This is a genomic window from Curtobacterium sp. GD1, assembly GCF_020882855.1.
GTDB lineage: Bacteria > Actinomycetota > Actinomycetes > Actinomycetales > Microbacteriaceae > Curtobacterium.
Map to the genome: position 1 here is coordinate 37,246 of NZ_JAFEVQ010000015.1, position 13,888 is coordinate 51,133.

Genomic DNA, 13,888 nt, shown 5'->3' on the forward strand with positions numbered 1-13,888 from the left:
GAAGGTCCCGAGGCGGTACGGATCGTTACAGGAGGCCGTGCTCGTACGCGAAGATGACCGCGTGCACGCGGTCCCGCAGGCCGAGCTTCGCGAGGACCCGGCCGACGTGCGTCTTCACCGTCGACTCGCTCGTGTGCAGCGACGACGCGATCTCCTGGTTCGACAGTCCCCGCGCCATCGCGAGCAGCACGTCCCGTTCCCGGGGTGTGAGCGCGGCCGCGGGGTCCGGGCCGCCGTCCCCCGGATCCGGCAGCCGGGTGCCGAACAGGTCGAGCATCCGCTGGGTGACGCGGGGTGAGACGACCGCCTCACCCGAGGCCACGGCACGGATCGCGTCGAGCAGCTGCGCGGAGCTGATGTCCTTGAGGAGGAACCCGCTCGCCCCCGCTCGCAACCCGCCGAACGCGTACTCGTCGAGGTCGAACGTCGTGAGCACGAGCACGCGGGTGTCGGGGAGCTGCTCGACGATCGCGGCGGTCGCGGTGACCCCGTCGACGCGGGGCATGCGGACGTCCATGAGCACGACGTCCGGGTGGTGGGCGCGAGCCAGCTGGACGCCGGCAGCACCGTCCTCGGCCTCTCCCACCACCTCGATGTCGGGCTGGGCGTCGAGCAGGAGCCGGAACCCCGTGCGGATGAGCTGCTGGTCGTCGACGATCGCGACGCGGATCACTCAGGCCTCCTTCCGGACCGGGATCGTCGCCCGGACCTCCCAGCCGTCCGCGGGGCGCGGACCGGCGTGGACGCTGCCGCCGAGGGCGTGCACGCGCTCGCGGATGCCCACGAGCCCACGCCCGGCACCGATCTGCGGTGCGGGGGCGGTCCGTCGAGCGTCGTCCGTCACGGTGACGACGACCTCGTCGGACGAGGTGGTCACGGTGGCGGTCACCGCGCGGGCACGGGGGGCGTACCGCACGACGTTCGTGAGGGCCTCCTGGACGATGCGGTAGACCGCCAGCTGCAGGGCGTCGTCGTCCGGCGGACCACCGGCGACCTCGAGCGTGACGGGGGTGCCGAGCGCGCGGAAGCCGTCGACGAGTTGCGGGAGGTCACGGACGGCCGGCTGCGGGGCGAGGGAGTCCGCAGCGTCGGCGCCACCGCTGCCGGCACCCGGCTCGGACAGCACACCGAGCATGCGCCGCATGTCGGTCATCGCGCTCCGGCCGACGTCCGCGACGCCGCGCATCGCCGTCGCGGACGGGTCGTCGTCCGGCAGCCCCGCCGCGGCGCCCTCGGCCAGTCGGACCATGACCGTGACCGAGTGCGACACGATGTCGTGCATCTCGCGGGCGATCCGTGCGCGTTCGGCTGCCGCAGCGAGCCGGGCCTGCTGATCGCGCTCGCGGGCGAGCTGGCGTGCCCGGTCGATGAGCGCCTCGGTGTAGCGGCGGCGGTCCCCGGTCGTCGTGCCGATCAGCACCGCGATGACCAGGAAGGCCGGCAGCGCGGGTGCGAAGACCTCGCCGAGTCCACCCGATCCCGGGGCCACGACCCACACCCGGACCCCGGTGGCCGCCGCACCGAGCACGGATGCGACGGCGATGCTCCACCACCCCGCTGCCCGCGACCACCACACGCACGCGGCGAAGGCGGCGAACAGCATCGGCGAGTACCCCGCCTCGGTCCACGCCATCGCGACGACGGACACGAGCCCGGCCACGACCGTGACCTGCGGCCGGGTCCGACGGAACGGGATGCCCGCGACCGCGATGCCGACGAGGACCAGCACCACGACCGTGTTCGTGACCGAGGAGTCCGCGCGCCAGACGCCGCCGATCGCGAAGGCGACCTCGGGGCCGCCCCAGAACAGGACGAGCAGGACGTCCGCCGCACGCGGGTGTCCGGCCCACCAGCGCCGGATCCGTCCGGGCGCGACGGGCAGCGTGAGGTCCCCGGCGCCGTCGTGCACGGCGCCGGGGACGGGTTCGGTCATCGTCACGCGTCCCGCTTCTGCGCCAGGACGAGTGCCGTCGCCGACGCCGCGACCACCCAGGCCGCCAGCACCGCGAATCCGCTCCACCCTCCCAAGGCTAGGACGCCGTCGTGCCAGCCCGAGGTGTCCTCGGTGCCGAACTGCATGAGCGGCTGCCCGGCGTTCTGCGGGAGCAGGTTGTTCAGCGTGCCGAGCCACGTCGCGTTCGTGAACCCCTGCACGAGCTGGACCACCACCGGGGCCACGAGCATGAGCCCGAGCACGGTGGCGATCGCCCCCGCGGTGGAGCGCAGCACGATGCCCACGGCGAAGGCGAGCAGCGCGATGAGGGTCAGGTACACCGACGCACCGAGCAGCGGCATCGCGACGCTGGTGTCGAGCGAGGCCTCGACCCCGTTCGCGTCGGCGATCGGCAGCGTCGTGAACGCCGTCGCCCACACGCTGACGGCGCTCGTGACGAACACGGTCGCGGCGAGCACGATGCCCTTCGCGGCGAGCGCCTCCCACCGCCGGGGCACCGCCGAGAACGTCGACCGGATCATGCCCGTGCCGTACTCGCCGGTCACGACGAGGGCGCCGATGACGGCCACGACCAGGACGGCGATCGTCGCACCGCTGGTGCTGTACTGCACGAGCGCGTTCCGGGCGGCGTCCCCGGTGACGGTCCGGCCCCCGTCGTCCGCCAGCGAGGCGAGCAGGACGCCGATGCCGATCGGCACGAGGACGAGGACGAGCAGGCTCCAGATCGTGGAGCGGAGGGACCGCAGCTTGATCCACTCGGAGTGCAGCACACCCGAGAACCGGACGCGTGCGGCGTCGTGCTGGTGCAGCGTGCGGGGCCGGTCGATCGTCGTCGTGGCGCTCATCGTGCGACCTCCGACCGGTACTCGACCTCGTCGTGCGTGAGTTCGAGGTACGCCTGCTCGAGGCTCGCCTCGGTGGAGGCCAGCCGGTGCAGGACGATCCCGGACGCAGCGGCCGCCTCGCCGATCTGTTCCGCGCCGAGTCCGCGCACGTGCAGTGCGCCGTCGTCCTCGTACGTGACCGCGACGTCCGGACCGGCGATGGCGGTCATGAGCCGGTCGGGCTCCGGCGTCCGGACGGAGACGGAGCGCTCGGTCGAGGACGCGACGAGGTCGGCGAGGTCCGTGTCGGCGAGGACCCGGCCGCGGCCCATCACGACGATGCGGTCCGCGGTCAGCGCCATCTCGCTCATCAGGTGGCTCGAGATGAAGACCGCACGGCCCTCCGCGGCGAGGCTCCGGGCGAGCTGCCGCACCCACACGACGCCCTCGGGGTCGAGGCCGTTGACCGGCTCGTCGAGGATGAGCGTCTGCGGGTCGCCGAGGAGCGCCGCGGCGATGCCGAGCCGCTGCCCCATGCCGAGGGAGAACCCACCGACGCGCTGCTTCGCGACCCGCTCGAGACCGGTCATGCCGATGACCTCCTCGACCCGGGCCTTCGGGATCCGGTGCGTCGCGGCGAGGGCGCGCAGGTGGTCGTACGCGCTGCGGCCCTTGTGCACGGCCTTCGCCTCGAGCAGCGCCCCGACGCGGCGGAGCGGGTCGCGGAGCTCGCGGTACGGGCGCCCGTCGACCACGGCGCTGCCCGAGGTCGGGCTGTCGAGGCCCATCACGGCCCGCATGGTCGTGGACTTGCCGGCGCCGTTCGGGCCGAGGAAGCCGGTGACCACCCCGGGGCAGACGGTGAACGACACGTCGTCGACGGCGACCTTCTCGCCGTAGCGCTTCGTCAGGTTCTGGATCTCGATCATGCGGCAACCGTACGGAGACCGCACCCGCCCGCACATCGGCACCGGAACCGATCTCCGGGCGCGCTGCGTGGTACCCCGGTACCACGCGGAGGGGCTCCGGATACGCTCGACGGATGGCGGACCACGGGTGGCGCGAGGACGTCCTCGGAGCGCCGTTCGAGCGCCTCGAGCTCCCGCTCGGCGAGGACCACGAGGGACCGGTGGTGGCCACGCTCGTCCGACGACGCCGATCCGCCGCGGACCTCCTGCTGCACGCACGCGGTCCGCTGCTCGGCGTCGACGTGCTGTACGTGCACGGCTGGTCGGACTACTTCTTCCAGGTCGAGCTCGCGGAACGCGTCGAGCGGCTCGGCGCCCGGTTCCACGCCCTCGACCTGCGCAAGTACGGGCGGAGCCTGCGACCGCGGCAGACCCCGGGGAACGTCGACGACCTCGCCACCTACGACGAGGACATCGCCGCCGCGCTCGACGCCATCGCCGCGGAGCACCACGGCGAGACCGGTCGTCGGCTCGTGCCGATGGGCCACTCGACCGGCGGTCTGACCCTGTCGCTGTGGGCGGCCCGGCACGCCGACCGGGTCGACGGTCTCATCCTGAACAGCCCGTGGCTCGAGTTCCAGGCGAGCGCGGTCGGCCGTGCGATCGTGGCGCCGGTCATCAAGCTCGGCGCCCGTCGGAACCCGCTCGCGCCGATGCCCGCCGTCGACCCCGGCTTCTACACCCGCACGGTGTCCGCCGCGGGCGAGGGCTCGTGGACGTACGACCAGCAGTGGCGACCCGACCGGGGCTTCCCCCTGCACCCGAACTGGCTCGCCGCGGTGTTCGACGGCCAGGCCACGGTCGAGGCCGGACTCGACCTCGAGGTGCCCGTGCTCGTCCTCCTCAGCGACAAGAGCATGCTGCAACCCCGGTGGGACGACGGGATGGCGCGGGCGGACGTCGCGCTCAACGTGGACGTCGTCGCGCAGCGTGCCCTGTCCCTCGGCAGCGAGGTCACGGTCCGACGCCTGCACGGCGCCGTGCACGACGTCGTGCTCTCCGCCCCCGAGGTCCGCGAGCGCGCCTACGACGCCGTCGGCCGCTGGGCCGCGTCGCTCCCCCGCTAACACGACGCCGCTGAACACGACGCCGCTACCCTGATCGCCATGTCCTCCGTCTCGCTCGTCCGGCTCGACCCGACCGGCGCCGACCGCGCCGACCTGATCGCGTTCCTCACCGGCGAGGAGTTCCCGTTCCACGTCCGGCGCACCATCCCCCGCGCCGACGCCGAGGCCGCCGTCGACGCCGGTGCGTACCGCGACGACGAGCACGACACCTCCTGGTTGGAGCACGACGAGCTCGGCCGCGTCGGGATCGTCCGGCTCGAGGACCTGGCCGACCCCGTCCCGCTCTTCGACCTCCGGATCGCCGGTCGGTTCCGCGGGCAGGGCCTCGGCGTCCCGGCACTCCGCGCGACGACCGACCACGTGTTCCGCACCCTGCCCGAGGTCACGCGCTTCGAGGGGCAGACCCGCGAGGACAACGTCGCGATGCGCCGCGTGTTCGTCCGCGCCGGTTGGGTGAAGGAGGCGCACTACCGCGAGGGATGGCCCGTCGAGGGCGGACGCCCCGTCGCCTCGGTCGGCTACGGCGTGCTCCGCCGCGACTGGGAGACGGGCACGACCACGCCGGTGCCGTGGGACGACGACGAGCGCTGACCGTCGCGGTTCGCGATCCCCGGGATCGACGAACCGGAACGGTCACGCGGGACGGCTGAACAGGTTCACCAGCGTGCCGTCCGGGTCCCGGAGGATCGCGGACCGGTTGCCCCACGGCATCGTCGTCGGAGGCAGCACCACGTCGGCGGGACCGTCCTGCAGGCGGTCGAACGTCGCGTCCACGTCCGCCACGAGGAACTCGACGATCGCGCTGCCCGCCGCACCCGCCCGGGGCGCGTCGACGCCGAGCACCGCGACCGTCGACGGCGTCCCGAGCGCGAGCACGAGGCCGCCGGTCACGATCTCCGCGAAGACCGGAGCCGGACGTCGGGCGGTGGTGCCGGTGACGCGCTCGTAGAACGCCACCATCCCGTCCAGGTCGTCGGTGATGATGCGGATCGATGCGAACTCCACGGTGTGCCTTCCCGGGTGACCACCGTGGCCACCCGGGGTCGAGCATCCTCGCCGTCCGCGACACCGTCCTGTCGGGGTTTCCGCGGATCGGACCGTCAGTCCCCGAGGACGGGTCGGAGCACCCCGTGCGGGATGTCGAGCTCCTCGGTCCGGACGACCCGCGGCGGCGCGACCTCGTCCGTCTCCTCGACGGCCAGCACCCGGTCGCCGCGGAACGCCCGGACCCCGTCGCGCAGTCGGCACCAGGCGACGAGGTACCAGTCCTCCCCCTTGCCGACGTACCCGAGCGGCTCGACCGTGCGGTCGGTCTCGGTGCCGGTCGCGTCCCGGTACCGCATCCGCACCACGCGTCCGCCCGTGAGCGCCCCCGCGAGTGCGACGGGTGCCGGGGCCCGGTCCCCCGTCTCGAGCAGGAGCACCCGTGCCGCGAGTCGGGCCGTCCGTCGGGCGTCGTCCTCGGCGAGCACCGCGGTGACCTTGCGCGCTGCGCTCCTGGCGGCGTCGCGGAAGGGGCTCGCACCGAGGGTCCCGAGGCCGATCGCCACGGCGAGCGCCTCGTCCACCGTGAGCCCGAGGGGCGGGAGCGTCGCGCGGGCGTCGATGGTGTACCCGCCGGTGCGTCCGGGCTCGGACCAGATCGGGAGGCCGGCCTCCTGCAACGCGCGCAGGTCCCGTTCGACGGTGCGGACGCTCACCCCGAAGTGCTCGGCCAGGCGACGAGCGCTCCGTCGGCCGGGTGCCGCCGCGCGCAGCTCCTCGACGAGCGCGTACAGGCGGTCGGTCCGGTTCACGACGCGACCCTAGCGCCCTGGACGCACCACGGGACGGGCCAGGAGGCGCGGTGCGGGCCGGCACCGCGCCTCCTGGCCCGTGGACGGTCGCGTCTCAGGAACGCGACAGGCGCGTCACCGTCGCGTGGGCACCGTCCGCGATCAGCCCGTCGAGGGCGTCGCGGTAGGCCGTGACGAACCGGTCGTCGTCCACGAGGTCACCGAAGACCTGGCGGTTCCGGATGAAGGCGAGCCGGTCGTCCCGCTGCGTGAGCGCGATGCGGTGCAACGGCTCGGCCAGCCGGTCGACGATCTGGATCGGCTCGCCGGACTCGTCGGTGCCCTCGTCGTAGCGCGCCCACGAGGCCACGATGCCCGCGGACAGGGTGACGGGTCGGTCGGCGGCGAGGTTCTCGCGCACCACCGGCAGCAGCCACTTCGGGATGCGGTCGCTCGACTCGGCGCAGAGCCGGGCGAGGGTGTCGCGGACCTCGGGGTTCTGGAAGCGCTCGATGAGGGTGGACTTGTAGTCCTCGAGGTCGATGCCGGGCACCGGGTGCAGGGTCGGCGTGCCCTCCTCGTCCATGTACCGGCGCAGGAAGGTCGCGATCGCCGGGTCCTGCGTGGCCTCGTGCGCGTAGCGGTACCCGGACAGGTACCCGAAGTAGCACAGGCCCTGGTGGCTCGCGTTCAACAGCCGCAACTTCATCAGCTCGTACGGCTCGACGTCGTCGACGATCTGGACGTCGGCCTGCTCGTACGGCGGACGGCCCGCGGGGTGGTCGTCCTCGAGCACCCACTGGAAGAACGGTTCGGCGACGACGGGCCAGGCATCCTCGATGCCGAGCTCGTCACCGACCCAGGCGCGGTCCTCGTCGGCGGTGACCGGGGTGATCCGGTCGACCATCGAGTTCGGGAACGAGACGTGCTCGTCCATCCAGTCGGCGAACGCCGGGTCCTGCAGCCGGGCGTAGGCGGTGAACATCTGGCGGGCGACGTGCCCGTTCCCCTGGATGTTGTCGCAGGACATCACGGTGAAGGGCTCCAGCCCGCGGTCCCGCCGGCGCCGCAGGGCCTCGACGACGAGTCCGAACACGGTGTGCGGCGGGCCGTCGCCGCGCAGGTCGGCCGCGACGCCCGGCTCGTCGGCGACGAACTCGCCGGTGACGTGGTCGAAGTTGTAGCCACCCTCGGTGATGGTCAGGCTGACGATCCGGGTGTCCGGGTGCGCCATCTTCTCGACGACGGCGTCGGGGTCGTCGACGGCGAGCAGGTAGTCGACGATGCTGCCGATCACGCGGGACTCGCGGGTGCCGTCGGGGTGCTTGAGGACGAGCGTGTACAGCCCGCCCTGCTCGGCCATCGCCGTGGCCATCCGACGGTCCTGCTCGAGCACGCCGACGCCGCAGATGCCGTACTCGCGGGCCTCGCCCTGCTGGAGCAGCCGGTCGATCACCATCGCCTGGTGCGCCCGGTGGAAGCCGCCGACGCCGAAGTGCACGATGCCGGCGGTGATCCCGTCGCGGTCGTAGGTCGGGACGGCGACACCGCTCGCGGCGATCTCGTCGAGGTGCTGCGGGGACAGACGGACGGGCATCGGGTACTCCTTCGTACGGCGGACGTGCTCGCCCAGTCAACCACGTGCACATCTGTTCAGAACCACGGTTCCCGCCGGGGTACGTACCTGAAGATGCTCTCCACGTCGTTGCACCGAGTGCATCGATGCACCTAGTGTCGTGGCCGTGACCCTGTCGATCGACCGCCGTGCTGCCCTCAAGGCGAAGCACCGTGCGGCGATCCTGCAGGCCGCCCGCGACCTCGTCGAGGAGCGCGGGGGCCGCGGGTTCAGCGTCGAGGACCTCGCCTCACGGGCCGACATCGCCCGCCGGACCGTGTTCAACCACTTCGGGTCCCTCGACGAGGTCCTGCTCGCCGTCTGCGAGCAGGAGCTCTCGGTCATCATCGACCGCTTCCTCGCCGACATGGCGAAGACCCCGGTCGGCGACGGCAGCCGGTCGTCGATGTTCGACGAGCTCGAGTCCGCCGCCCGCAGTGCCGACCTGGCGCCCGCGATCGCCGGGATGTACCGGATCCTCGGCGACCCCGGCAAGGACGACCCCAAGGCCGCGGTGCTCACCCAGACCGCCTTCGCACGGGTCACCGAACGCCTCCGCGACGAGGTCGCCCGACGCCACCCGGCCGCCGACGCCCTCGACGCCGCACTCCTCGTCGAGTCCCTGATGAGCGGGATCGTCGTGATCGCCGAGCACTGGCTCACGACGACCGGACCCCGCCTCGACCAGGACGCGCTCGACGACTGGGACGCCCTGCTCGCACGACTCGTGCACAGCGTCCGCAGCGGCTACATGGCCGACGACTGACACTTCCCTCCCAGGGGTCCACCGGCGCACCCCGCTCCACAGCAGCTGACAACGAAAGGATCGGGGCAACCGCATGGCCGGTCTCCTCTACCGTCTCGGACGGTTCTCCGCACGACGCCACTGGCTCGTGATCATCGCGTGGGTGGTGATCATGGGCATCGCGGGTGTCACGTACTCGCTCTTCGCCGGCACCATCTCGTCGTCGATCACGATCCCGAACACCAAGACGAGCCAGGTGCAGGACGAGCTCGCCGACAAGTTCCCGTCCGCGAACGGCGGCACCGGAACGATCGTCTTCGAGACGACGAACGGCAAGGCCTTCAGCGACGCCCAGAAGTCCGACGTCGCCGACTTCCTGCAGAAGGTCGAGAAGCTCGACGGCGTCAAGGGCGCCACGAGCGGGTTCGACACCCAGCAGCAGCTCGACGACCAGCGGCAGAAGATCGTCGACGGCCGCGAGCAGATCACCGACGGCCGTGCGCAGATCGAGAGCGGTCAGGAGGAGCTCGACGCGCAGAAGTCGCAGTTGGCGTCCGGCAAGGAGCAGATCGCCAGCGCGCAGGCCCAGCTGAACGCGCAGAAGGCCCAGGCCGAGGCAGCGGGAGGTGCCGCGGCGGCGGCCGCCCAGGCCCAGCTCGCCCAGGCACAGGCACAGATCGACGCGCAGCAGCAGCAGATCACCTCGGGCGAGCAGCAGATCGAGGCCGCACAGCAGAAGATCGACGACAACACGAAGAAGCTCGACGACAGCGAAAAGGAGCTCGAGCAGGGCTCCAAGCTCCTCGACCTGTCGAAGGACATCCGCTTCGTGTCGTCGAACGGCAGCGCCGTCATCGGCACCGTGCAGTTCACGAAGTCGACCTACGAGGTCCCGGCCGACACGAAGACCCAGATCGCGGACGACGCCGAGGCGGCCGACATCAGCGGCGTCGACGTGTACGTCTCGAACGACATCGCCCAGGGCGTCCCGTCGATCCTCGGCCCCGGTGAGATCGGCGGCGTGATCATCGCCGCGATCGTGCTGTTCCTCATGCTCCGCACGATCATCGGCGCCGCCGTCCCGCTCGTCTCCGCCGTGCTCGGCGTCGGCGTGGCGTCCCTCGCGGCCCTGTCGTTCTCGAGCCTCGTCGAGTTCATCTCGGTCACGCCGGTGCTGGGGGTGATGCTGGGCCTGGCGGTCGGCATCGACTACTCGCTCTTCATCCTCAACCGACACCGGACCCAGCTGAAGCAGGGCATGGGCGTGCACGAGTCCATCGGGCTCGCGAACGGCACCTCCGGCAACGCCGTGGTCTTCGCCGGCGCGACCGTCATCGTCGCGCTGCTCGCCCTGAACATCACGGGCATCCCGTTCCTCGGCCTGATGGGCACGGTCGGTGCCGTCGCCGTGTTCTTCGCGATCCTCATCGCGACGTCCTTCACCCCGGCGCTGCTGTCGCTCATCGGCATGCGGATCCTCCGGAAGAAGGAGCGCGCGAAGATCGGCAACACCGACTCGACGCGCGTCCCGAACAAGCCGATGTCGACCTGGCGCGCGGTCATCACGCTCGTCGCCGGCGTCGCGGTGCTCGGCACCATCGCCCTCCCCGCCACGCAGATGCGCCTCGGCCTGCCGACGGGTGCGTCCGAGTCCGTGGAGTCCAGCCAGTACAAGGCGTACAAGGCCCTCGACGACGAGTTCGGTGCCGGCCAGAACGGGCCACTCCTCGTCGTCGCCACCCTGCCGGACTCGGTCAGCGAGGACGACGTCACCGCGACCGAGGTCACCATCGGTGAAGCGATCGCGAAGAACGACGACGTGAAGGCCGTCCTGCCGATCGGCGCCTCGAAGGACCGCGACATCATCGCGTTCCAGGTGAAGCCCGCCGGTGGCCCGGACAGCGTCTCGACCGAGACCCTCGTGAAGGACCTCCGCGAGCAGACCGTCTCCACCGACGACGGCAAGGTCACGCTCGGGGTCGCCGGCAACGCGTCCGCCAACATCGACGTGTCCGAGAAGCTCTCGAACGTGCTGCCGCTCTACCTCGTGGTGGTCGTCGGCCTGTCGCTGATCATCCTCATCATCGTGTTCCGGTCGTTCCTCGTGCCGATCACCGCGACGGCCGGCTTCATCCTGTCCGTCCTCGCGTCGTTCGGTGGCCTGACCGCGATCTACCAGTGGGGCTGGCTCGGCAGCGTCTTCGGGGTGCACGACCCCGCACCGATCCTGAGCTTCCTGCCCATCATCGAGATCGGCATCCTGTTCGGGCTCGCGATGGACTACCAGCTCTTCCTGGTGTCGGGCATGCGCGAGGCGTACGCCCACGGAGCCTCGGCGAAGGTCGCGGTCCAGCGAGGCCTGCACGCCGGTCGCGCGGTGGTCACGGCGGCCGCGATCATCATGATCTCGGTGTTCGCGGGCTTCATCTTCTCGGACTCCTCCACCATCAAGCCGATCGGCTTCGGCCTGGCGTTCGGTGTGCTGGTCGACGCGTTCGTCGTCCGGATGCTGCTCATCCCGGCCGCGATGCACCTGCTCGGCGAGAGCGCGTGGTGGTTCCCGAAGTGGCTCGACCGGATCGTGCCGGACGTCGACGTCGAGGGCGCCAAGCTCGAGCGGTCGCACCCGGCCGGTGGGCACGAGAACACCCACACCGGGTCGCACGCGCTCCCCGTGGAGCCGGACGCGAACGCGCACGAGTCGGGGCACCCGCCGGCGCACCGCGCGTAGGCACGACGCGACCACCCAGGAGGCGCGGGTCGACCCACACGGGTCGGCCCGCGCCTCCCGTGCGTGCGTCTCGCACCGTGGATTCGACACTCCGCCGGTCGATCGACACGCGTGTTGTCGCATTGTGCCCGCGCATCCTCTGCGTGCGCATGTTCCGACACTCCGCCGGTCGATCGACTCGCGGGTTGTCGCAACCCCGCGCCCGCAACCACTCGACCGAGCACCGCGCGCGCAGACCCCGCTCGTTCGTACACGAACGGTAGGGTGGGCGGATGACCGAGACCGACGTCGACCCGCTCGCCCTCGACCGACAGCTCTGCTTCGCGCTCGCGGCGACGAGCCGCAGCGTCATCGGGCTCTACCGCGACCTGCTCGAACCCATGGGCCTGACGCACCCGCAGTACCTCGTCATGCTCGCCCTCTGGGAGCAGGACCCTCGCTCCGTCCGCGAGATCGCCCGCGAACTCCGGCTCGACTCGGCCACCCTCAGCCCGCTGCTCAAGCGTCTCGAGGCCTCCGGCTACGTCCGCCGCACCCGGAGCACCACGGACGAACGCCAGCTCGAGGTCTCCCTCACCGTGGCCGGGCGCTCCCTGCGCGAACAGGCCCGGGCGGTCCCGCTCGCCGTCGCCGACCGCCTCGGCTGGCCGCTGGAACGCCTCGAAGCACTGAAGGACGAGCTCACCGAACTGCTCGAACGCGTCGACACCGTGTGATCGGCCGTGTGCTGCGAAGCCGTTCGTGGCACAATGGTTCGTGTGCGAACGAAAGGACGGACCGTGGGTCGCTTCGGACAGTGGTACGAACGGTGGAACAGCACGCTCATCGCCAAGATGGGCCCGTCGCAGATCGGCGCCGGCCATCCCGAGGGCATCGACGACCGCACGATCGACCGCAGCTGCCCGATCTGCGGCCAGCCCCTCTCCCAGCACCAGGTGATCCGCCCCGAGGGGCAGGTGCGCTCCTCGACGCTCGTGTGCCCCCGAGCCTGACGATCCGCCCCGACCGGGAATTGCACCCGGCAACACATCGTTCCACCCGGGCGTGAAGCTCTTCGAACCCGCCGACTTCGGCGCACTCCCCCTGTCGAACCGCATCGTGATGGCGCCCCTCACCCGCACGCGCGCCGGTGAGCACGGCATCCCGAACGATCTGCTCGTCGAGCACTACGCCCAGCGCGCCGGCCTGGGGCTCATCGTCACCGAGGGCACTTGGCCCGTACAGGAAGGCCGCTCGTACCCCGGGCAGCCCGGCATCGAGACCGACGAGCAGATCGCCGGGTGGCGCCGCGTCGCCGACGCCGTGCACGCCGAGGGCGGTCGCATCGTGATGCAGCTCATGCACGGTGGCCGGGTGTCCCACACCGCGATCTCCGGCACGCCGCGCATCGTCGCCCCGTCCGCGATCGCCGCGCCCGGGCAGACCCACCTCCCCGACGGCTCGAAGGCGGACATGCCCGTCCCCCACGCCCTGACCACCGACGAGGTGCGCGAGGCCGTCCAGGGCTTCGTCCGCGCCGCCCGCAACGCGATCGCCGCCGGACTCGACGGCGTCGAGGTGCACGGGGCGAACGGCTACCTCGTGCACGAGTTCATGTCGGCAGCGTCGAACACGCGCACCGACGAGTACGGCGGGTCGCCCGAGAACCGCGCCCGCTTCGCGATCGAGGTCACCACGGCCGTCGCCGAGGCCATCGGCGCCGACCGCACCGGCATCCGCCTCTCCCCCGAGCACGGCATCCAGGGCGTCCTCGAGAGCGACCCGGCGGACGTCCACGCGGTCTACACCGCCGTCGCCGAGGGCCTCGCGCCGCTGGGCCTCGCCTTCGTCGACATCCTGCACGCCGAGCCGACCGGCGACCTCGTGCAGCACATCCGCCGGACCGCGGGCGCCCCGTTCATCGCCAACTCCGGCTTCAGCGCGCTGACCACCCGTGACGAGGCCATCGCCCTCGTCACGCAGGGCCACGCGGACGCCGTGGGCGTCGGTCGCGCGGCGATCGCGAACCCGGACCTCGCGTACCGCTGGGAGCAGGACACCGAGCTGAACGAGCCGCGCCCGGAACTGTTCTACGGCAACGGCGCCGAGGGCTACACCGACTACCCGACGCTGGCCGAGGTGCGCGCGCAGGTCGCGTAGTCGACGCGATCGGGTCACGGACGGGAGGCGCGGTGCCAGCTGGCACCGCGCCTCCCGTCCGTCTGCCCAC

General features: G+C 71.8%; 14 protein-coding genes. 7 read left to right on the forward strand and 7 right to left on the reverse strand.

The genetic code is table 11. The annotated features are described in order from the left end of the window. Positions 1–25 precede the first annotated feature (25 nt). From JSX79_RS10085 to JSX79_RS10100, 4 genes are read right to left on the reverse strand one after another with little or no spacing between them, the layout of a single operon-like run. Positions 26–673 (reverse strand): response regulator transcription factor, encoded by a 648-nt coding sequence (locus tag JSX79_RS10085; RefSeq protein WP_070418175.1) that lies wholly within the window; start codon positions 671–673, stop codon positions 26–28. Then, positions 674–1,933: a sensor histidine kinase gene (locus tag JSX79_RS10090; RefSeq protein ID WP_229086089.1), complete on the reverse strand. Its 1,260-nt coding sequence runs from the start codon at positions 1,931–1,933 to the stop codon at positions 674–676. Positions 1,934–1,935: 2 nt separating this feature from the next. Then, entirely contained in the window at positions 1,936–2,799 is an 864-nt protein-coding gene (locus JSX79_RS10095) for an ABC transporter permease subunit (RefSeq protein WP_229086034.1), read from the reverse strand. Then, positions 2,796–3,707 (reverse strand): ABC transporter ATP-binding protein, encoded by a 912-nt coding sequence (locus JSX79_RS10100; protein ID WP_229086035.1) that lies wholly within the window; start codon positions 3,705–3,707, stop codon positions 2,796–2,798. The genes JSX79_RS10095 and JSX79_RS10100 overlap by 4 nt, the downstream gene beginning before the upstream one ends. Positions 3,708–3,820: 113 nt before the next feature. On the opposite strand from JSX79_RS10100, the gene JSX79_RS10105 reads away from it, so the two are divergent. Both JSX79_RS10105 and JSX79_RS10110 read left to right on the forward strand, forming a co-directional pair. Continuing rightward, entirely contained in the window at positions 3,821–4,813 is a 993-nt protein-coding gene (locus JSX79_RS10105; protein WP_229086037.1) for an alpha/beta hydrolase, read from the forward strand. Positions 4,814–4,852: 39 nt separating this feature from the next. Next, positions 4,853–5,404: a GNAT family N-acetyltransferase gene (locus tag JSX79_RS10110; RefSeq protein WP_229086039.1), complete on the forward strand. Its 552-nt coding sequence runs from the start codon at positions 4,853–4,855 to the stop codon at positions 5,402–5,404. 42 nt (positions 5,405–5,446) lie between these two features. Here JSX79_RS10110 and JSX79_RS10115 read toward each other — a convergent pair whose 3' ends face one another. The 3 genes from JSX79_RS10115 to JSX79_RS10125 form a co-directional block, all read right to left on the reverse strand. Beyond that, a complete protein-coding gene (locus tag JSX79_RS10115; RefSeq protein WP_229086041.1) occupies positions 5,447–5,818 on the reverse strand; it encodes a VOC family protein in 372 nt (123 codons plus the stop codon). Between the two features lie 95 nt (positions 5,819–5,913). Continuing rightward, complete coding sequence (locus JSX79_RS10120; protein ID WP_229086042.1) at positions 5,914–6,609, reverse strand: YafY family protein; 696 nt, start codon at positions 6,607–6,609, stop codon at positions 5,914–5,916. Between the two features lie 94 nt (positions 6,610–6,703). Continuing rightward, positions 6,704–8,185, reverse strand: coding sequence for a mannitol dehydrogenase family protein (locus JSX79_RS10125; protein WP_229086044.1), 1,482 nt, complete (start codon positions 8,183–8,185; stop codon positions 6,704–6,706). 145 nt (positions 8,186–8,330) lie between these two features. Between JSX79_RS10125 and JSX79_RS10130 the strand changes: the two genes are divergently transcribed. The 5 genes from JSX79_RS10130 to JSX79_RS10150 all read left to right on the forward strand — a co-directional run bounded on the left by JSX79_RS10130 (position 8,331) and on the right by JSX79_RS10150 (position 13,818). Continuing rightward, on the forward strand, positions 8,331–8,969 hold the full coding sequence (locus JSX79_RS10130) for a TetR/AcrR family transcriptional regulator (RefSeq protein ID WP_229086045.1): 639 nt from the start codon (positions 8,331–8,333) through the stop codon (positions 8,967–8,969). Between the two features lie 73 nt (positions 8,970–9,042). Then, positions 9,043–11,679 carry an MMPL family transporter gene (locus JSX79_RS10135; RefSeq protein ID WP_229086046.1) on the forward strand — a complete coding sequence of 879 codons (2,637 nt, stop codon included), beginning with the start codon at positions 9,043–9,045 and terminating at the stop codon, positions 11,677–11,679. Between the two features lie 272 nt (positions 11,680–11,951). Continuing rightward, a complete protein-coding gene (locus tag JSX79_RS10140; RefSeq protein WP_070418166.1) occupies positions 11,952–12,395 on the forward strand; it encodes a MarR family winged helix-turn-helix transcriptional regulator in 444 nt (147 codons plus the stop codon). Between the two features lie 63 nt (positions 12,396–12,458). Next, entirely contained in the window at positions 12,459–12,671 is a 213-nt protein-coding gene (locus tag JSX79_RS10145) for a hypothetical protein (protein WP_229086047.1), read from the forward strand. 52 nt (positions 12,672–12,723) lie between these two features. Beyond that, the gene (locus JSX79_RS10150) at positions 12,724–13,818 is read left to right on the forward strand and encodes an alkene reductase (RefSeq protein ID WP_092386067.1); all 1,095 of its coding nucleotides are present in this window, start codon (positions 12,724–12,726) and stop codon (positions 13,816–13,818) included. Positions 13,819–13,888 lie beyond the last annotated feature (70 nt).

Excerpts from the sequence above, each read along its gene's own strand:
- JSX79_RS10090 (WP_229086089.1), bottom strand. The coding sequence starts at position 1,933 with ATGACCGAACCCGTCCCCGGCGCCGTGCACGACGGCGCCGGGGACCTC.
- JSX79_RS10100 (WP_229086035.1), bottom strand. The coding sequence starts at position 3,707 with ATGATCGAGATCCAGAACCTGACGAAGCGCTACGGCGAGAAGGTCGCC.
- JSX79_RS10140 (WP_070418166.1), top strand. The coding sequence starts at position 11,952 with ATGACCGAGACCGACGTCGACCCGCTCGCCCTCGACCGACAGCTCTGC.
- JSX79_RS10095 (WP_229086034.1), bottom strand. The coding sequence starts at position 2,799 with ATGAGCGCCACGACGACGATCGACCGGCCCCGCACGCTGCACCAGCAC.
- JSX79_RS10110 (WP_229086039.1), top strand. The coding sequence starts at position 4,853 with ATGTCCTCCGTCTCGCTCGTCCGGCTCGACCCGACCGGCGCCGACCGC.
- JSX79_RS10105 (WP_229086037.1), top strand. The coding sequence starts at position 3,821 with ATGGCGGACCACGGGTGGCGCGAGGACGTCCTCGGAGCGCCGTTCGAG.
- JSX79_RS10125 (WP_229086044.1), bottom strand. The coding sequence starts at position 8,185 with ATGCCCGTCCGTCTGTCCCCGCAGCACCTCGACGAGATCGCCGCGAGC.
- JSX79_RS10135 (WP_229086046.1), top strand. The coding sequence starts at position 9,043 with ATGGCCGGTCTCCTCTACCGTCTCGGACGGTTCTCCGCACGACGCCAC.